We start from the raw sequence: 18,756 nt of genomic DNA on the forward strand, positions 1-18,756 counted from the left end.
GCTTTACCTTGATTAAAGACCTTGTTGCAGGGCTGGGTCGTCCGGATTCAGCTGTTCCAGTTGCGCCAGCAGAATCTGTACATTCTGCAACTGGCCGCTTTCCTTCCAATAGTTGATCAGCAACACCCGCGCCTTGCGATCCGCTGGGTGGCGCTGGACGATTTCCTGCAATTGTTTCTGCGCCGCTTCCAGTTCTTCAGCGCTGTGCAGGGTAGTGGCGAGGTCGTAGCGATAATCCTTGTTGTCCGGTTCCAGCTCGACCGCTTTGGACAGGCCGAGCAGGGCATATTCACGCTGGCCGTGGTGCAGCAGCCACAGGCCGAGGGCATGTTGCAGATAGGCTGAATCAGGTTGCGCCTTGAGCTGTTGCGCGAGCAACTGGCGGGCAGCATCGCTCTGGCCCTGGCGGTCGAGAACATCAATCTGCATGACCAGCGCCGGCAGGTTGCCGGGTTCCAGGCGCAACGTATTGTCCAGCGCCTCTCGGGCCTGTTTGTATTCGGCGTTGTGAATATACAAGCGTGCCAATTGCGCATGGTTGGCAGCGCTTTCTGGCTGGCTCTCGAGGGTCTGCTGCCAGCCGTCAATGGCCTGCTGCAGCGGTGCAAAATACAAACCCAACTCATCCGGGCTCAGGCCGAGCAGGGCGTTGATCGCGGCAAAACGGACAGTTTGTTCTTCATCGTCGAGCAACGGTCCGAGCAGCAGACTGCGCTGCCCGTTGGGCACCAGACCGACGATGCTTTTGATCGCTGCGACGCGAACTTGCGGCGCTTCGTGGTGCAAGTCGATGTCAGCCAGTTTCAGCGCCTGCGGGCTGGGATAATTAGCCAGCTCGGCATGCAGCCAGACCCGGCGCTTGATCGAGATGTCAGGGCGGCCCAATTGCTGGTACAACTGGCGCGCTGCTCCGGGTTCACCGGTGCGTGCAGCGTTCAGCGCTTCGCTGTAGCCATGTTTGATAGCGTCGGGGATGGTCGGTGTGCTGCTGCGCCAGGACAGCCAGACGACGCCGAGGATCAGTACGAGGCCTAGGCCGATCAGCAGGTTGCGGCGGGACTGAGTCATGCGGGTTTCCGAAAGCTTCGAACTTGAGCAGAGCGGCAAGCTTCGGTCAGCTTGGCGCATGAGTCAAACCCTTGCCAGCGAATCGTCCTACGACACGTGTCGACTGTGAAATCCGTCAGGCTTTTGTGGCAATGTCTACGCTTGCTGAAGTCGTTTTAAAGAGTGTGCCCATGTCAGCGCTGTTCACCTATTTCAAGGCTTTGATCCATCCCGGTCAGGCTGTTTTGCTGTTTGCCCTGCGGACCATTGCCGCCGGGCTGTTGACCCTGTATCTGGCGTTCATCTTCGATCTTGAACAGCCGAAGTGGTCGATCATGGCGGTGGTCATTGTCAGCCAGCCATTGGCAGGGATGGCGCTGGCACGCAGTTTCGGCCAGGTGATCGGCACCACCGTGGGCGCGGCCGTGGCAGTGGTCATCATGGCGATTTTTCCTCAGGCGCCACTGCCGTTCATCACCACGCTGGCGTTGTGGCTGGCGCTGTGCACAGCGGGCGGCACGTTGTTGCGCTACACCAGTTCCCAGGCGTTCGTGCTCAGCGGTTACACCGCTGTGGTCGTGGCCTTGCTGGCGATTCCCGATCAGGACGGCACGTTTCTGCTCGCGGTTACGCGTGTCACCGAAACGTTGCTCGCGGTGGCCTGCGTCTGCGTGGTCAGTTTGCTCACGGCGCGCCCGGAAGCCGTGGCCAAAGGTTATTTCGCCAAGGTCGATCAGGTGATCAGACTGGCCGCCAGCCACGCCGCCGAGGTGCTTCGCACGGAAGAAAGCGAAGCCGATTTCCAGCGGCGACAGATGCAACTGCTCGGTGAGATCAGCGCCCTGGAAGGATTGCGGCGCCATTTGTATTTCGATGCCCCACGTCTGCGCAGTGCCGACAACCTGGTATTGCTGCTCGGCAATCAACTGATGCTGCTCACTTCGCGACTGACCGCGCTGCGTCATCAACGTGAGTTGCTCATCGAGCGCTGGGAGGGCGATCTGCCGCTGGAGGTCCAGCAACTGCGTGCCGAAGAACTGGCATTGCTTGAGCAGTTGGCGCAACAGGGCCGCGCGCTGTCTGGTGCCGATCGGCAACGTTTCGTCACTTTGCAGCAACAGTTCGAAGCGTTGGCGTACAAGGCTGAGCAGCAGACCGAGAACATGAGCGCGACCCTGCGTTCACTGGCCTGGGCGCTACGTTGGGAGCAGGCGCGGCTGCTGCAGCAACTGGAGCAGATTCTCGAACTGAGTGACGCCATTCAGGAAGGCCGCCCGGCCAGTTGTCTTTATCGCGGGCAGAGCAGTCCTTTGCATCTGGATTTCACCTTGGCCTCGATGAATGCCATTCGCGCCTTTACCGCGCTGTTGGTCAGCGGCTTGATCTGGATCGAAACGGCGTGGGATGGCGCGCGTGGCGGGATGATTCTGGTGGGGATTCTCTGCTCGCTGATGGCGACCTTCCCGCGCCCGCTGATGGCCGCGCAAAGCTATGCCCGTGGCTTGGGCCTGGCGCTGGTGGTGTCGGCGTTCTATCAATTCATGCTGGTGCCGGCGATCAGTGATTTCGAGCTGCTCGCCTTGCTGTTGGCGCCGCTGCTGTATGCCATTGCCGTGGGTATTTCCAGTCCGGCCACCGCGGGGATCGGCATGGGCCTTGGCCTGTCCAGCTTTCTCATGCTTGGACCGCAAAATACCGGCACCGGGCAGAACACGGCGATCCAATGGTTCGAATTCGCCGGCGCTTATGTCAGTGCAGCGATGCTGGCCCTGATCGTCTATGCACTGATCTTTCCGTTCCGCCCGGACTTGCGCATTCGCCGCTTGTACGGCGAAGCGCGGGAGCAGGTGTATCAACTGAGCAAAATGCCGGCGACCGATGAACAACAATTCGCCTTCGAGAGTCGGATGACCGATCGCCTGACCAGCCTGCTCGGCCTACTGCCCGCGGCGAACGATCGCACCATGCAGCGCTTGTACGAAATCAGTCTGGCATGCGTGGCCTTGGGCGTGGCGATGCATCAGTTGCGGCAACAGGCTTTGCACAATGGGTTGCTCACCGAAGCGTTCAGCCAGCGCCTGGCATCGGCGTTACGCAAAACCGGTCGCCTGGTTGCCGGACGCGGCGATGTGCAGCTCGCTGCGCTGCTGGACACGCTGCACGAACTCGGTGAAGAGCTGGACGAGTTGCACGCCGCCAGTCATGAACATTTATGGTCAGTGTTCCGTATGCGCGTGGCGCTGCTGATCGTCGTGTCGTTCCTAGAACGCCACGGCGAGTATCTGCAACCTCAAGCTCTGCAAGGAGAACCGCAACTTGCTCATTGATTTCGAGATTGGCGGGGTCTATCTGCCGCCCATTGCGCAGGCGCTGTTACTGGCCATCCCGATTTTCATGCTGCTGGACTGGTGTCTGCGGCGCCTGGGCGTACTGCGCCTGGTCTGGCATGAAGCTCTGTTCGAAGGCGCGCTGTATGCCTGTGTCTGCGCCACGCTGATTCTGTTGATGGGAGCCTGATGTCTTGAAAGCACTAGTTGCACGAATGATGACCGTGGCAGTGGTGATCCTGGCGATCGTCCTCGGCTGGTTCGCCTGGGAGTATTACACCCGGGCGCCATGGACTCGGGATGCCCGGGTGAGAGCGGATGTGGTGACGCTGTCGGCGGATGTCTCGGGGCGTATCGTCAAACTGGCGGTGCAGGACAACCAGCATGTCGACAAGGGTCAGTTATTGCTGGAAATCGATCCGGCGCGCTATCAACTGGCGGTCGAACATGCCCGGCGTTCGGTGGAAGTGTCCAAGGCTTCGCTGGGGCAATCGCAGGCCGCGATTGTTGCCAGTGAAGCGTTGCTCAAACAGCGTCAGAGCGAGGAGCGCCGCCGACGTACCTTGAAGCAGGGCTTTGCGATTTCCGGTGAGGAATGGGAGAAATCCAGCACCGACGTGGCGGTGGCGCAGGCGGATCTGTTGCGCAATCAGGCCAACCTTGGGCTGGCCGAAGCCAATGTGCAGTTGGCGATTGCCGCGCTGACTCAAGCCGAACTGGACTTGCAGCGTACCCGCGTCGAATCGCCGGTCAGCGGTTATGTCACCAACCTGCTGACCCGCCAGGGTGATTACGCGCAGGCGGGCGGTGCCCTTCTGGCGCTGGTCGACAGCGATTCGTTCTACGTCAGCGGTTATTTCGAAGAAACCAAGCTGCCGCGAATCGAAGAGGGTGACCGGGTGCGCATTCAGTTGATGAGCGGTGAGCGTTTCGGCGGCACGGTCGAAAGCATCGCCTTCGCCATTGCCGACCGCGAGAACGCGCCGGGGAGTCGACTTCTGGCGAACATCAACCCGAGTTACACCTGGGTGAAACTGGCGCAACGGGTGCCGGTGCGCATTGGCATTGATGGTGACTTCGCCGGCAAGAATCGCTTGCGCGCCGGGACAACCGCCACCGTCACCGTCCTGGAGGATCACCGCTGATCCCCTGTGGGAGCGAGCCTGCTCGCGAAGGCGGATTATCAGCCACCGCAAATATGTCTGACCTGACGCTTTCGCGAGCAGGCTCGCTCCCACAAAAAATCCCAGTGCTGCAAACAGGCATAAAAAAACCCCGCGACCGAATGATACGCGGGGCAAAAAAATTGGTTGGTTGCGGCCAACCAAAGGAGCTCTTTAACAACCTTTACTTGCTGGCGACTGTCTCCGGTTGCCAGCCACCGCCGAGGGCCTTGTAGATCGCGACGATGCCGCGATACAGCTCGACTTCGGCCTGGGCCTGACTGTCTTCGGCGTTCAGGCGCTCACGTTGGGCGTCGAGCAGGACGAGGAAGTCGGTGGTGCCTTCGCGGTAGCGAATTTCCGCCAGATCAGCGGCCTTTCGGCTGGATTCGCTCTGACGGATCAGCGAGATCAGGCGTTGCTGACGCTTGCCGTAATCGCTGAAGGCGTTTTCCGATTCTTCCAGGGCCAACAGCACTTGTTGCTCGTAGTTGGCCAGGGCGCCTTCGGCATCGGCGTCGGCGCCGCGCAAACGAGCGCGGACGCTGCCAAGGTCAAACGCAGCCCAGGTGATGCTTGGGCCGAGCGCCCAGGCGTTGGCCGCCGAAGAACCGATCTGCGAACCACGCCCGGCGGTCCAGCCGAGGAAGCCGCTGAGGCTGACCCGGGGGAACAGATCGGCTTTGGCCACGCCGATGCGCGCAGTGGCCGAAGCCAGTTGCCGCTCGGCGCTGAGGATGTCCGGACGACGTTGCAGCAGTTCACCCGGATCACCGATCGGCAGTGCCTTGGCGATGGCCGGCAGATCTTTCGGGCTCAGGTCGACGGTCAGTTTGTCCGGGCGTTCGCCGAGCAGGGTGGCGATACGGTTTTTCTGCCGAACCTGTTCCGCCTGCAACTGCGGCACGGTGGCTTCGACGTTGGCCAGACGCGCATCGGCGCGCTCGACATCAAGCTGATCACCGACGCCGGCGTCACGCAGGCTGATGGTGATCTTGCGCGACTCCTGCTGGTTGTTCAGGTTGGCCACGGCGATTTTTTCTCGCAGCTGAGCGCCGCGCAGTTGACCGTAGGCGTCGACCAGTTCGGCAATCATGGTGACTTGCAGCTGATACAGATCGGCTTCGGCGGCTTGCTGGTCGGCGTCGCTGGCTTCCAGATTGCGCTGGATACGGCCGAACAGGTCGAGCTCCCAGGCCATGTCCAGGCCGAGGTCATAGCGTTCGCTATTGACCCGGTCGGTGGTCTGGCCGGGAATCTGGCCCTTGCCCAGGTCACTGCTGGCGCGGCTGGTGATGGTCGGCATCGCGTCGTTGCTGGCGTCGTCGCGGATCGCGCGAGCGGCTTTCCAGCGGGCGAACGCCACGCGCAGCTCACGGTTGCCTTGCAGCGACTGGCTCACCAACTGGTTCAGGGTCGGATCGTCGAATTGCTGCCACCAGATGCCTTCGAATTTCGAACGGTCGAAGTTCTTTTGTCCGGCGGCGCCGTCGGTGGCGGTCGTAATATTGGCCGCCTCCGTGGCTGGGGTCTTGTAGTCGGGGCCGACGGCGCAGGCGCTGAGGGCCAGCACCAGCAGACTCGGCAGGAAGACTTTCAGACTCATTGTTGCGCCTCCAGTGACTGTTGAAGAGAGTGCGCCTTGGCTGCTTTGCGCTGCTCGCCGCGTTCGACAAAGTTACGGATCAGTACGTAGAACACTGGCGTCAGCAGCAGACCGAAGAAGGTCACCCCGAGCATCCCGGAGAACACGGCCACACCCATGGCGTGACGCATCTCGGCACCGGCACCACTGGAGAACACCAGTGGCACCACGCCCATGATGAACGCGAACGAGGTCATCAGGATCGGTCGCAGACGCAGGCGGCAGGCTTCCAGTACCGCAGCGAGCGGGTCGAGGCCTTCTTCCTGTTTATCCTTGGCGAACTCGACGATGAGAATCGCGTTTTTACAGGCAAGTCCCACCAGTACGATCAAGCCGATCTGGGTGAAGATGTTGTTGTCACCGCCGGAGATGATCACACCGGTGATGGCCGACAGCAGGGTCATCGGTACGATCAGGATCACCGCCAGTGGCAGGCTCCAGCTTTCGTATTGTGCGGCGAGCACCAGGAACGCCAGCAGTACGCAGAGCGGGAACACGAACAGCGCGGTATTGCCGGACAGAATCTGCTGGTAGGTCAGGTCGGTCCATTCGTAGGTCATGCCGTTCGGAAGTTCTTCCTTGAGCAGTTTCTCGATGGCTTTTTCCGCCTGGCCAGAGCTGTAGCCCGGAGCTGCTGCACCGTTGATTTCCGCGGTGATAAAGCCGTTGTAGTGCATCACGCGATCCGGACCCGAGGTGTCGCTGACCTTGATGAAGGTCGCCAGCGGAATCATTTCGCCTTTATTGTTACGTACTTTCAGCTGACCGATCTGGTCGGACTCAAGGCGGAACTGCTGCTCGGCCTGAACGTTGACCTGATAGGTGCGCCCGAAGCGGTTGAAGTCGTTGGCATACAGCGAACCCAGGTAGATCTGCAGGGTGTCGAAGATGTCGCTGACGGCCACGCCGTGGGTCTTGGCTTTTTCACGGTCGATAGCGGCATCGACCTGCGGCACGTTCACGGTGTAGCTGGTGAACAGGCCGGCCAGTTCCGGCACGTTGTGGCTCTTGTTGATGATGTTCATGGTTTCTTTGTACAGCTCGTCGTAGCCGAGGTTGCCCCGGTCTTCGATTTGCAGGCGGAAACCACCAATGGTGCCCAGACCTTGTACCGGCGGCGGCGGGAAGATCGCCATGTACGCTTCCTGAATGTTCGCGTACTGGCCGTTCAAGGCACCGGCAATTGCGCCGGCGGACATGCTCGGGTCTTTACGCTCGTCGAACGGTTTCAGGGTGACGAAGACGATGCCGGCGTTCGGGCTGTTGGTGAAACCGTTGATCGACAGGCCCGGGAACGCTACGGCGCTTTCCACACCCGGCTGTTTCAGCGCGAGGTCGGACATGCGCTTGATCACGTCTTCGGTGCGATCCAGGCTCGCGGCGTCAGGCAGTTGCGCGAAGGCCACCAGGTATTGCTTGTCCTGGCCGGGTACGAAGCCAGTCGGCGTGCTGGAGAAACCGAAGAAGGTCAGCACCATCAGGCCTGCATACAGGAGCAGGGCGATGCCGCTGCTACGGATGACCCGGCGCACGGTACCGACGTAGCCATGGCTGGCGCGGTCGAAGAAACGGTTGAACGGACGGAACAGCCAGCCACCGAAAATCTTGTCGAGCACTTTCGAGAAGCGGTCTTTCGGCGCGTCGTGGCTTTTCAGCAAGACAGCGGCCAGTGCTGGCGACAGGGTCAGCGAGTTGAACGCCGAGATCACTGTCGAGATCGCGATGGTCAGTGCGAACTGTTTGTAGAACTGCCCGGTGAGGCCGGAAATGAACGCCGCCGGGATAAACACCGCGCACAGCACCAGTGCCGTGGCCACGATCGGCCCGGTCACTTCACGCATAGCGCGTTTGGTTGCTTCGACCGGCGTCAATCCAAGCTCGATGTTTCGTTCGACGTTCTCCACCACCACGATGGCGTCGTCGACGACGATACCGATGGCCAGTACCAGACCAAACAGCGACAGGGCGTTGAGCGAGAAGCCGAACAGGTGCATGACCGCAAATGTACCGATCAACGATACCGGCACCGCCACCAACGGAATGATCGAAGCACGCCAGGTCTGCAGGAACAGAATCACCACCAGCACCACGAGGATCAGCGCTTCGAACAAGGTGTGAACCACTGCCTCGATCGAGCCACGGACGAAGATCGTCGGGTCATACACGATGCTGTAGTCCATGCCCTGCGGGAAGCCTTTCTTCAGCTCCTCCATCTTGCCGCGCACTTCGTTGGAAATGTCGATGGCGTTGGAGCCCGGACGCTGGAAGATCGGAATCGCCACCGCTGGCTGATTGTTCAGCAACGAACGCAAGGCGTATTGGCTGGAACCCAGTTCGATGCGCGCGATGTCTTTCAGGCGAGTGATCTCACCGTCGTCCCCTGCGCGAATAACGATGTTCTCGAACTCTTCCTCGGAAACCAGACGGCCCTGAGTGTTGACCGACAGCTGGAAGCTTTGTGCGGTCGGCGCAGGAGGCGCGCCCAATTGGCCGGCGGCGACCTGACGGTTCTGCTCGCGAATCGCGGTGACCACATCGGTCGCGGTCAGATTGCGCGAAGCGGTCTTGTTCGGGTCGAGCCAGACCCGCAGCGAATAGTCGCCCATGCCGAACAACTGCACGTCACCGACACCACCGAGGCGAGCGAGCTCATCCTTGATGTTGAGGATCGCGTAGTTGGACAGGTAGAGCATGTCGTAGCGCTTGTCCGGTGAGGTCAAGTGCACAACCATGGTCAGGTCTGGCGAAGCCTTGTCGACGGTGATACCGATGCGCGTCACTTCTTCGGGAAGCTTCGGCTCGGTCCGGGTCACCCGGTTCTGCACCTGCACCTGCGCGTTATCCAGGTCGGTGCCCAGAGCGAAGGTGATGGTCAGGGTGATTTTGCCGTCAGCGGTCGATTGCGAGGACATGTACAGCATGTTCTCGACGCCGGTGATCGCCTGCTCCAGAGGAGCGGCCACGGTTTCACCGATGACTTTGGGGTTGGCGCCCGGGAAGTTGGCACGCACGACCACGGTCGGCGGCACGACTTCCGGGTATTCGCTGATCGGCAACTGGAACAGCGAGATCGCACCGGCGATCAGGATCAACAGCGACAGCACCGCTGCGAAGATCGGCCGGGAAATGAAGAATTGGGAAAAATTCATCGGAGTTGTCGTCCCTTAACCGCGTGGGGTCGTAGCAGCCAGCTTCGCAGCCGAACCCGATGCGCCCTTGGCAGGGGCAACTTTGGGCAGGTTGCTGGCTTCCAGCGCTTGACGTTGTTGAGCGAGGGCGGCGAGGGTCTGCTCGCTGGCCATCGGAACCACTTCAGGGGTGACCGGTGAGCCAGGACGAACTCGCTGCAAGCCCTTGACGATGATCGTGTCATCTTTGTTCAAACCGTTGCGGACGATGCGCAGGCCTTCGATTTTCGGACCCAGTTCGACGGCGCGGTAGGCGGTCTTGTTGTCGCCATCCATCACCAGCACGAATTTTTTGCCCAGGTCGGTACCGACGGCTTCATCGTTGATCAGCATGGCGTTGTAGGTGCCGCTGCCGACCAGCTTCAAGCGAGCGTAAAGACCCGGGGTGTAGGTGCCGTCAGCGTTGTCGAAGACAGCGCGACCGCGGATGGTGCCGGTTTTCGGGTTGACCTGGTTGTCGACGAAGTTCATCTGGCCCAGGTGCGGGTTGCCGTCCTCGTTGGACAGGCCCATGTACACCGGTGTGGTGGCGCCGCGCTGGCCGTTGCGGGCCAGTTGGGTGTATTTGAGGAACACGCGTTCATCGGCATCGAAGTAGGCGTAGACCTTGTCGGTGGAGACGACGCTGGTCAGCGCGGTGGTGTCGGCGGTCACCAGGTTGCCGGCAGTGATTTCGGCGCGGCTGACGCGGCCACTGATCGGTGCGGTCACGCGGGTGAAGCTCAGATTCAGTTTGGCCAGGTCCAGTTGTGCCTGCAGAGCACCAACGGCGGCGCGGGCCTCTTGGGCAGCGCTGGTGCGCGAGTCGGCCAGTTCAGCGGAAATGGCGTTGCTGGTGCGCAGACGTTCACCGCGAGCGGCTTCGTTTTCACTGCGAGTGGCGGTGGCGCGGGCCTGGGCGACCAGCGCTTCGAGGCGGCGTACCTCGGCCTGGAACGGGCGCGGGTCGATCTGGAACAGCAGGTCGCCTTTCTTGACCAGCGCGCCTTCGGTGAACGCGACCTGATCGATCTGGCCCGAGACCCGAGGGCGGATTTCAACGGTTTCCGGCGCTTCGAGGCGCCCGGTAAATTCGTCCCACTCGTTGACCGGTTGTTCCAGCACCTTGGCCACGCTGACTTTGGCAGCGGGCGGGGCGCCGGCAGTCTCCGGAGTTTTGCCGCAGGCGCTCATCACCAGTACGGCCAGCATGGCCAACGGGAAGCGCAAATGTTTGAGTGATTGTTCCATGGATGCAATCCGCCGAAGTATTGAAGATGGGCGGATGATGCTCGGCGCGGGTGTGATGGCACGAATCGAATGAAGCAAAGGTAACTATCATTCGGAATGATATAAGAGCCGAGGCAGCCCTCTAGCATGCACGTTTCGTTAGGTAGCTATCAATCGGCTTCAAAGCAATTCTGTGTTGCGCGATTCGCAATGATTCACTGCAACCGAAAATCGTTGGGCCAGAAATGCAGAAACGGCCTATGAAGGCCGTTCCGATCAGCGTGTTGCCGTGGTGTCAGTTGATGCCTTTGCGGTTGGCACCGAAGCGGTTCGGCCCAGGCTGGCTGTCCTGCGCGAGGAAAACGATGTTGACGATAGGCAGCAGCAACCACCAGCCACTGCGATCCGTGTCGTGCATACGGCGCACGCCGACGGCAATGCTCGGGATCAGCAGCGCCAGATTATAAAGGCCTTGCAGAACGCCACCGGTGTTGGCAAAGCCGTCAATGAAGCCCACCACGAACGCGACGCCCATGTTGATCAGGAAGAACAACCAGTATTCACGCCGGGTGGCGCGACCGTTGAACACGGCGTAATTCTTCAACGCCTCAAGGTAAGGGTTGCCTGTCGTGATGGCAGGGCCGCTTGGGTAGGCCTGCGGAGCTGCCTGAGGCGCGCCGCATTGAGGGCACGCCAGCGCCAGCGTACTGATTTCCTTGGCGCAACCGCGGCAGTAAACCATGCTCATATTTTTTCCCTAAAATTATTGGATCGATAGACAGAAAAGAAGCAGCGCGGTTAGACCTGACAATAGGATGCCGGCGATCGCGAGGTTTCTTCCAGGGTGGTTTTCGTTGATGCAGATGATGCCGCAAGCCAGACCAGCCACGCTGAACAGTCCGACGCCGAGGATCGTTTCGAAGTCCCAATCGGAATCATCAAACAGAGTAAGAGCGCAGATAGTTCCGAAGATCAGCGAAACGATGGCCAGCCAGGGAATCCCGGCTTGCGAAGATGGCACAAAGGCCTGTTGGCTCGCCCCGCATTGGGGGCAGGTGAGCGCCGTCTCATGGAGCTCCTTGGCGCAAGCACGACAATAGACCATTGCCATCGTTTTCCTTAACTGAATGCGAATGCCCGACCCTCCATCGGCGGGGCGGCGGTAATCTAATCTCTATTACGCGATTTGTCACGGCTCTTTGCCATCACGCGTTATGGCAGCGTGACCTGGTACGTCTGCCTGAAAACATTGGCACTTCGCTCTAACATGAGTGGAAACTCATGCTCTGATCCTTCGCCAATCTCCGGAACCCCTCTGTATGCGAAACCTGCCCCCAACCGCGACGCTGCGTGCTTTTGAAGTGGCCACCCGACATCCGACATTCACCGCTGCTGCTCAGGAACTGCACGTGACCCAGAGCGCCGTCAGTCATCAGCTCCGGCACCTGGAGGATCTGTGGGGGCTGCAGTTGTTCGAGCGCGGCAAGGCGTTACGCCTCACTGCAGCGGGGGCGACGCTGGCGCCGATCGTGCGCGAATTTTTCACCAGCCTCGAAGCAACGTTGGAGGACCTGCGCGAGCAAAAGGACAGGGTTCGCCTGACCGTCAGCACCACTTATTCGTTTGCCTTGAAGTGGCTGCTGCCACGCTTGCCGAATCTGTCGCGCCTGCACCCAGAGCTGTTGGTGTCGCTGGATACCACGGACAAGATCATCCACTTCGCCAGTGGCGAAGCGGACGTTGCAATCCGCTTGGGCAAGGGCAATTACCCCGGTCTGTATTCGGAGTTCCTGTTCGGCGAACAGGTGTTTCCCGTGGCCAGCCCCGAACTGCTGCAGCGCGTCGGCAGGCCAGGCAGTCCCGCGGAGTTGCTGCAGATGCCGTTACTTATCCGCGACGGCGCCGAGTTGGCGCCGAAATGGGAGGTGTGGTTTCAGTCCGTCGGGCTGGAGTTTTTACCGCTGCGCGAAGGCGTCAGGTTTGGTGATACCAATATGACGGTAGAAGCTGCATTGCTCGGCCAGGGTGTGGCGCTGGTGCGCAGCGGGCATGTCGAAAATGAAATCGGCGACGGCCGCTTGGTAAGGCTGTTCGATGTGCCGTTCGCTTCGCCGCTGGCCTACTATTTCGTCTGTCCCAAAGGCATCGAAGCACAGCCACATATCGTCAATTTTCGTGAATGGTTACTTGGTGAGGCGTTGAAGGTGCGGAGCGCCCAGCGTTGAGGTATGAGTTTTTACTCATGTCTCAATGAGGAAACTTCGCTGTAATGCCAATCCCAGTGATGCCTAGAATGCCGCATGCCAATCCATCTCGTACTTCTGGTTCTGTTCGCCGCGCTCCTGCACGCCAGCTGGAACGCGCTGCTGCGCGGCGGCGCCGATCGGCTCTGGTCCATGACCATGATGTGCGTGGCCATCGCCATCGTCTGCGCCGTCGCCGCACTTTTCTTGAGCCCGCCGGCACCTGAGAGCTGGGGTTATGCGCTGCTCTCGGCACTGCTGCATGTCGGCTACAACCTGTTCCTGGTGCGCAGTTATCGGGTCGGTGACCTTGGGCAGATCTATCCGATCTCCCGTGGCTCGTCGCCGGCGCTGATCACCCTCGGCGCCGCGCTGTTTGCCGGCGAAACCATTACCCCCGGCGAATTGCTCGGCATTGGCCTTGTGTCGGGCGGGATCATGTCCCTGGCCTTTCGCGGACGCAGCCTGTCGGTGCCGAGCCTGCCGTATGCGCTGGGCACCGGTTGTTTCATTGCCGCCTACAGCGTGGTCGATGGCATTGGCGCCAGACTGTCGGGGGCGCCGCTGGCTTACACGGTTTGGATGAGCGCCCTGTGGGGTGTGCTCATGCCGCTGGTGTATATCGGCCTGCGCGATGCTCGCAGTCTGTTTTCCGTACGGCCCGGAATGCTGACCGCTGTGGTCGGCGGCCTGGTCTCGTTGCTGGCCTACGCAATCGTTATCTACGCAATGAGCGAAGCGCCACTGGGCGCGGTGTCGGCCTTGCGCGAAACCAGCGTTTTGTTTGCCGCATTGCTCGGCTATTTGTTCCTCGGTGAAAAGCTCACCGTCCGCAGGATGCTGGCGTGCGTGGTCATCGCCAGCGGCGCCATCATCATCGGCTGACACAGCCCAACTGCTCAGGAGAACGTCGCATGGATAACGTTTCGCAGGTCCCGCTGATTCTGATCACCGGCGGCAGTCGCGGAGTCGGCGCCGCCACCGCCCGACTCGCCGCAGCACAAGGCTACGACGTTGTCATCAGCTACGTCGCCAGCGAGTCCGCCGCGCTGGCGGTGGTGGCGGATATCGAAGCGTTGGGACGCAAAGGCCTCGCGGTGCGTGCCGACAGTGCTGACCCCGAGCAGGTTGCTGAACTGTTTTCGGCCATTGATCGGTCATTCGGGCGTATCGACGTGCTGGTCAATAACGCTGGCGTTCTGGCGAAACAGTCCCGCATGGAAGACCTGGGCTTCGAACGCATGCAGCGCATCTTCGCGGTCAATGCGCTGGGGCCGATCCTGTGCGCGCAGCAGGCGGTGAAGCGCATGTCTCTGCGCCACGGCGGAACGGGTGGCGTGGTGATCAATATTTCGTCCGCCTCCGCGCGCCTGGGCAGTCCCAATGAATACGTCGACTACGCAGCGTCGAAAGGCGCACTGGAAACCTTCACCATCGGCTTCGCCAAGGAAGTGGCCCGGGAGGGAATCCGGGTCAACTGCATTCGCCCGGGACACATCTATACCGACATGCACGCCAGCGGCGGCGAGCCGGGGCGGGTGGATCGCGTGAAGGAGTCGATCCCGATGGGGCGGGGCGGTCAGCCGGAAGAGGTGGCGCGGGCCATCTTGTGGCTGGCCAGCGCAGAGGCCTCCTTTGTCACGGGTACTTTTCTGGATGTGACTGGCGGCAAGTAAGTCCGGGCTACAGGCTATCCGGATCGCCAAAAAACATCTGAATCCGCGACCTCAACCACCGCTCCCCCGGATCATTATCCTGCGACCCACGCCAGGCCATGTGCAGTTCAAACGTACGCGTCGGCAGTGGCGGATCCTCAGCACGCAGACCGCCAGCTGCCGTCAGTGCCTCAGCCGTGTAATCCGGCACGGTCGCGACGATGTCGGTGCCTGCCAGCAGCGTGCCCAGTCCGTTGAACTGCGGTACCGCCAGCACGACGTGGCGTTTGCGTCCGAGTTTTTCCAGTTCTTCATCCACGAAACCACTGAGGTCGCCAGCGAACGACACCAGTGCGTGCGGTCGGGCGCAGTAGTCGTCCAGGCTCAACGGCCCCGGCACGGTGTCGGCGCGCAGCAGCTTCGGTGCGCTGCGGCGCAGGACCTTGCGCTTGGCGTTGGCCGGCAGGTCGGTGGTGTAGCTGACGCCGATCGAAATCTCGCCGGAGGCCAGCAGGCCTGGCATCAGGATGTAGTTGACCCGGCGCACGACGAGGACGATGCCCGGCGCTTCGGCGCGCAGGCGTTTGAGCAGCATCGGCAACAGGGCGAATTCGACGTCGTCGGACAAACCGATGCGGAATACCGAGGTGCTGGTCGCCGGATCGAAATCGGCGGCACGACTCACCGCTGTAGAAATCGAATCGAGGGCAGGCGAGAGCAGGGCGAAGATTTCCACCGCGCGCGCGGAGGGTTCCATGCTGCGGCCGGTGCGCACAAACAAAGGATCGTCAAACAGGCTGCGCAGGCGCGATAACGCCGCGCTGATGGCCGGTTGGCCGAGGAACAATTTTTCCGCGGCCCGAGTCACACTGCGTTCGTGCATCAATGTTTCGAACACGATCAGCAGGTTCAGGTCGACACGACGCAGGTCATTACGATTCATCTGGAGTCCTGGCAGAGTCATCAAACTTGACGAGGGCGACCATATGAGAACAATGGCCGGCATGAATCTTACGGGGAAAGGCTGGTACTCTGCACCGGAAAATTCAGCTTTACTGCGACGGTGGCAGGCCTTTTTTCATGGAATTTGCCAATGCCGCCCTTGGTGCGGAATCAATGACAGGCATGTCGACTATTAATAGCCACTGATGGTCTTGGGTCGAAAGCCCAGATAGAGTTCATGGCATTAGAGGTTACTTTGACGAGGTTTGCGATGTCCCGCACGATCCGTTTTCACAAGTTTGGTCCAGCCGAGGTGCTCAAATGCGAAGAGCATGCGGCTGCTCAGCCAGGTCCTGGCGAAGTGCAGGTGCGTGTCGAGGCGATCGGCATCAGTTGGTACGACACCCTGTGGCGTCAGAATCTGGCCTCGTCCCAGGCACGTCTGCCTTCGGGCCTCGGTCATGAAATGGCTGGCGTCGTCACTGCGGTGGGCGCTGACGTAGACGACCTGTCCGTCGGCGACAAAGTGGCCAGTTTTCCGGCCGAAAGCCCGAACGACTATCCGGTTTACGGCGAGTCGATCGTCCTGCCCCGCACGGCGCTGACCCGTTATCCGGATGTGCTTAGCCCGATCGAAGCGAGCGTGCATTACACGCCGCTGCTGATCGCCTACTTCGCGTATGCCGATCTGGCACGAGTCAAACCCGGCCAATTTGCGCTGGTCACTGACGCCAGCCACTGCGCTGGCCCGTCGTTTGTGCAACTGGGCAAAGCGCTGGGTGTGCGAGTGATCGCAGCGACCAAATCGGCGGAGGAGCGCGAGTACCTGCTGTCTCTCGGTGCGGAGAAAGTCATCGTCACCGAAGAGGAAGATCTGTTGATGCGCATCAACAAGATCACCGACAACCGCGGCGTCGATGTGGTGTTCGATGGTCTTGGCGGCCCGCAGATGTCCTTGCTCGGCGATGTGCTGGCACCACGCGGCAGTCTGGTGCTGTACGGCCTGCAGGGTGGTAATCAGACCCCGTTCCCGGCGTGTGCAGCGTTCCAAAAGAACATCCAGTTCTTTGTGCACTGCATCGGTAATTTTACCGGCAAGCCTGAACTGGGCATCGTTCAGGACCACGTCGCTCTGCAACGTGCATTGCGAGACATCAACCAGTTGACGGCAGACCGTGTGCTGCTTCCGCTCAAGACCCGTGTATTTGCGTTCAACGAGTTCGTCGAAGCACATCGCTACATGGACGAATGCCCATGCCGCGAGCGGGTTGCCCTGCAAGTCGAGCCAGCGTAAATCAAGTCATCAGAGTCCGTGGCCTCACGGACTCTTTTTGTTTATTTCTGTCCAGTCAGTAAACCTTTCCCGCTATCGCGCTCTTCACCACTTCAGCAACTGAACTGGTTTTTGCTCGACATCTGTATCTTCTAATCGTATTCCAAGTGCTGATAATTGAATGATTACTTTCATCTCAAGGAATGAGCTATGGCTGTGCATTCAATTTGTCCTCGGCATTATCAAACGGCTAACCCGCTTGGCTTCGTCAATTTCTGTTTAATTGCTGTAGGGCGATTCCGAAGTTGCGTCTCTTTTTCTTGTAATGAATCTTCGTGAGACGTTGTGGGAAGTTTCCTCAGATTAATGGTTGCTGAAAAAATGCTAGCAAAAACAAATAGTTATAAATTTTGCTCTGCCGCTAACGGTTTTTTCGCAGGTCAAGTGTTTCAAATAAATACAACTTTGTAAGTGTTAGCATTTCAGCGTCTATTACTTATTGATCCAATTTGTCGGGCGCACACTGTCCAGTGCATGCGGCATGAAATTTTCTATACCGGGTAAATACCGATGAGCACGATCCACGATCAGGCAATGAACTATGTCTATCAGCAAGTTTTGCAGCGTTTGCTGAGTTTCTTTTCCCGCGCCGAGCGCACAGCTTTGCAGTTATTGATCCAGCGCCTGGTCGTGGCGGCCGGCGGAATGGACAACGTCGGGCAGTTCAAGGTGCTTGTGCATCAGTCTGGCTCGCGTGACAGCTGCTACACCCTGGCTTTGCTTCGCGCAGCGCAGTTGACCATTGCCAGTCGCGCCCCTGCTACATTCCAGCTGCGCGTTGCTACCCTGCGCTGGAACGGTGACAGCCCTGGCAACCTGCAAAACCTGCATCGCAGCTTCAGCGCACTGTTTCTCTATGACGACCCCCGGGTCGAGCTGCTGATGGTGGATAACCGCGAGGTGCTGCCCTTCGATCACCGCACAGCCGTCAGCAACGACGGTCATGAAGCCAGTCGGATCAATCTGCTGCTCGTAGGGCACTGTCGTACCTGGATTGAGACTCCCGAATTGTGGGATGACGCTTACCTGGCCACTGCCGAGTACTACAGCCAGATCGCCCGCTGGAATAATGGCGTCGACGCCATGATCAGCACTGAAACCAGAAGCAGTCAGCGGCATTTCCTTGAGGGCCTGAACCGTGCGATGCAGAGAGTGGCGATCGCCGGCCCCGGGCTGGTCCAGAGCGGATTCGAAGCGCTTTTTCCATTGCTCGACGGGCTTGGTGACGATTTCTATCGCGAGCTACGTTCAGATGATGAGCGCACCGTCTGGCGACCAGAGGGTGAATTCGAAGCCTGCCGTCGCACCAGTTTTATCGACATCAACGACATGATGGTTGGCAAGCTGGAGGATCGCTGGCCGCTATTGGGCGAATTTCTGGGGTTTGAACCGGATGATCTGGCGCTGTATCAGGGCGAAGCGTTATTTGCCGATCCGCTGATTTCAGCCCACGTGCGAGGCTTGTACGCGCAATTCATCGAGGGGAGGGCGTATCAAGCGGGAGTCGACGACTACGCCCGCAATACCCTGGCCGACCTGCGCCGAAAACAAGCGGCGGAGCCCGTCTGCGAACACTTGATGTGCAGTTTTGAAAATGTCGGCGGGCCAGAGCAACTGCGAATACTGGCAGATGATTATCTGCTCAATGGTTTCGGCTTGAACGAAACGCAGTTGGTCTGCCTGTTATTCGCACCGTTTATCGACGGCGGCAAAGGTCTTGAAAGGTTTTTGCGTAATTGTCATCCAGGCATGCTGGTCGCGATGCCAGATCTGCACCGGGCCATGCAGGGCTTGCATGCCCCGGAGCAGGTGTTGAAATGGATGACCGAAGTCAGTGGTCTGCCCGTCAGGCTGATCACCCGTCTCTATGCGATGGGGCCTGTTCAGTTGTGCTCGCCGACCGAATTCGCCTCCGATGACCTGGATGCCTGCGAGGTGGGCGCCGTGTCACACGTCGAGCGGTCAACGGAACGCTGACGGTGAGACAAAGGTCGGGCCGAAAAC

15 protein-coding genes are annotated in these 18,756 nt (G+C 59.9%); 8 read left to right on the forward strand and 7 right to left on the reverse strand.

The window, feature by feature from the left end; translation table 11 throughout:
- Window positions 1-12: 12 nt before the first annotated feature.
- On the reverse strand, window positions 13-1,068 hold the full coding sequence (locus ACMYUN_RS00280) for a tetratricopeptide repeat protein (RefSeq protein ID WP_415762378.1): 1,056 nt from the start codon (window positions 1,066-1,068) through the stop codon (window positions 13-15).
- Window positions 1,069-1,238: 170 nt separating this feature from the next.
- Here ACMYUN_RS00280 and ACMYUN_RS00285 point away from each other — a divergent pair, with 170 nt between their 5' ends.
- From ACMYUN_RS00285 to ACMYUN_RS00295, 3 genes are read left to right on the forward strand one after another with little or no spacing between them, the layout of a single operon-like run.
- The gene (locus ACMYUN_RS00285; protein ID WP_039761557.1) at window positions 1,239-3,374 is read left to right on the forward strand and encodes an FUSC family protein; all 2,136 of its coding nucleotides are present in this window, start codon (window positions 1,239-1,241) and stop codon (window positions 3,372-3,374) included.
- Complete coding sequence (locus ACMYUN_RS00290) at window positions 3,364-3,564, forward strand: DUF1656 domain-containing protein (RefSeq protein WP_039761556.1); 201 nt, start codon at window positions 3,364-3,366, stop codon at window positions 3,562-3,564. The genes ACMYUN_RS00285 and ACMYUN_RS00290 overlap by 11 nt, the downstream gene beginning before the upstream one ends.
- Window positions 3,565-3,589: 25 nt before the next feature.
- Entirely contained in the window at window positions 3,590-4,519 is a 930-nt protein-coding gene (locus ACMYUN_RS00295) for a biotin/lipoyl-binding protein (RefSeq protein ID WP_415764009.1), read from the forward strand.
- A 202-nt stretch (window positions 4,520-4,721) separates the two neighbouring features.
- Here ACMYUN_RS00295 and ACMYUN_RS00300 read toward each other — a convergent pair whose 3' ends face one another.
- The 5 genes from ACMYUN_RS00300 to ACMYUN_RS00320 form a co-directional block, all read right to left on the reverse strand.
- A complete protein-coding gene (locus ACMYUN_RS00300; protein WP_039761555.1) occupies window positions 4,722-6,143 on the reverse strand; it encodes an efflux transporter outer membrane subunit in 1,422 nt (473 codons plus the stop codon).
- On the reverse strand, window positions 6,140-9,331 hold the full coding sequence (locus ACMYUN_RS00305) for an efflux RND transporter permease subunit (protein WP_415762380.1): 3,192 nt from the start codon (window positions 9,329-9,331) through the stop codon (window positions 6,140-6,142). Before ACMYUN_RS00305 ends, ACMYUN_RS00300 begins: the two co-directional genes overlap by 4 nt.
- Before the next feature lie 15 nt (window positions 9,332-9,346).
- On the reverse strand, window positions 9,347-10,600 hold the full coding sequence (mexE, locus tag ACMYUN_RS00310; protein WP_415762381.1) for a multidrug efflux RND transporter periplasmic adaptor subunit MexE: 1,254 nt from the start codon (window positions 10,598-10,600) through the stop codon (window positions 9,347-9,349).
- A 274-nt stretch (window positions 10,601-10,874) separates the two neighbouring features.
- Window positions 10,875-11,327: a DUF805 domain-containing protein gene (locus tag ACMYUN_RS00315; RefSeq protein ID WP_039761551.1), complete on the reverse strand. Its 453-nt coding sequence runs from the start codon at window positions 11,325-11,327 to the stop codon at window positions 10,875-10,877.
- A 15-nt stretch (window positions 11,328-11,342) separates the two neighbouring features.
- Window positions 11,343-11,690: a DUF4190 domain-containing protein gene (locus ACMYUN_RS00320; protein ID WP_415762382.1), complete on the reverse strand. Its 348-nt coding sequence runs from the start codon at window positions 11,688-11,690 to the stop codon at window positions 11,343-11,345.
- Window positions 11,691-11,898: 208 nt separating this feature from the next.
- On the opposite strand from ACMYUN_RS00320, the gene gcvA reads away from it, so the two are divergent.
- From gcvA to ACMYUN_RS00335, 3 genes are all read left to right on the forward strand, one after another.
- Window positions 11,899-12,804 (forward strand): transcriptional regulator GcvA, encoded by a 906-nt coding sequence (gene gcvA / locus ACMYUN_RS00325; protein ID WP_415762384.1) that lies wholly within the window; start codon window positions 11,899-11,901, stop codon window positions 12,802-12,804.
- A 75-nt stretch (window positions 12,805-12,879) separates the two neighbouring features.
- Window positions 12,880-13,707 (forward strand): DMT family transporter, encoded by an 828-nt coding sequence (locus ACMYUN_RS00330; protein ID WP_039761547.1) that lies wholly within the window; start codon window positions 12,880-12,882, stop codon window positions 13,705-13,707.
- 29 nt (window positions 13,708-13,736) lie between these two features.
- A complete protein-coding gene (locus tag ACMYUN_RS00335) occupies window positions 13,737-14,498 on the forward strand; it encodes an SDR family oxidoreductase (RefSeq protein WP_415762385.1) in 762 nt (253 codons plus the stop codon).
- A 7-nt stretch (window positions 14,499-14,505) separates the two neighbouring features.
- Here ACMYUN_RS00335 and ACMYUN_RS00340 read toward each other — a convergent pair whose 3' ends face one another.
- Complete coding sequence (locus tag ACMYUN_RS00340; protein ID WP_016774850.1) at window positions 14,506-15,420, reverse strand: LysR family transcriptional regulator; 915 nt, start codon at window positions 15,418-15,420, stop codon at window positions 14,506-14,508.
- Window positions 15,421-15,690: 270 nt separating this feature from the next.
- Here ACMYUN_RS00340 and ACMYUN_RS00345 point away from each other — a divergent pair, with 270 nt between their 5' ends.
- Window positions 15,691-16,713: a zinc-dependent alcohol dehydrogenase family protein gene (locus ACMYUN_RS00345; protein WP_039761544.1), complete on the forward strand. Its 1,023-nt coding sequence runs from the start codon at window positions 15,691-15,693 to the stop codon at window positions 16,711-16,713.
- 549 nt (window positions 16,714-17,262) lie between these two features.
- Complete coding sequence (locus ACMYUN_RS00350) at window positions 17,263-18,729, forward strand: hypothetical protein (RefSeq protein ID WP_129999389.1); 1,467 nt, start codon at window positions 17,263-17,265, stop codon at window positions 18,727-18,729.
- Window positions 18,730-18,756: the final 27 nt, after the last annotated feature.

It is taken from the genome of Pseudomonas sp. CP4 (assembly GCF_047758505.1).
Taxonomy (GTDB): domain Bacteria; phylum Pseudomonadota; class Gammaproteobacteria; order Pseudomonadales; family Pseudomonadaceae; genus Aquipseudomonas; species Aquipseudomonas fluorescens_AO.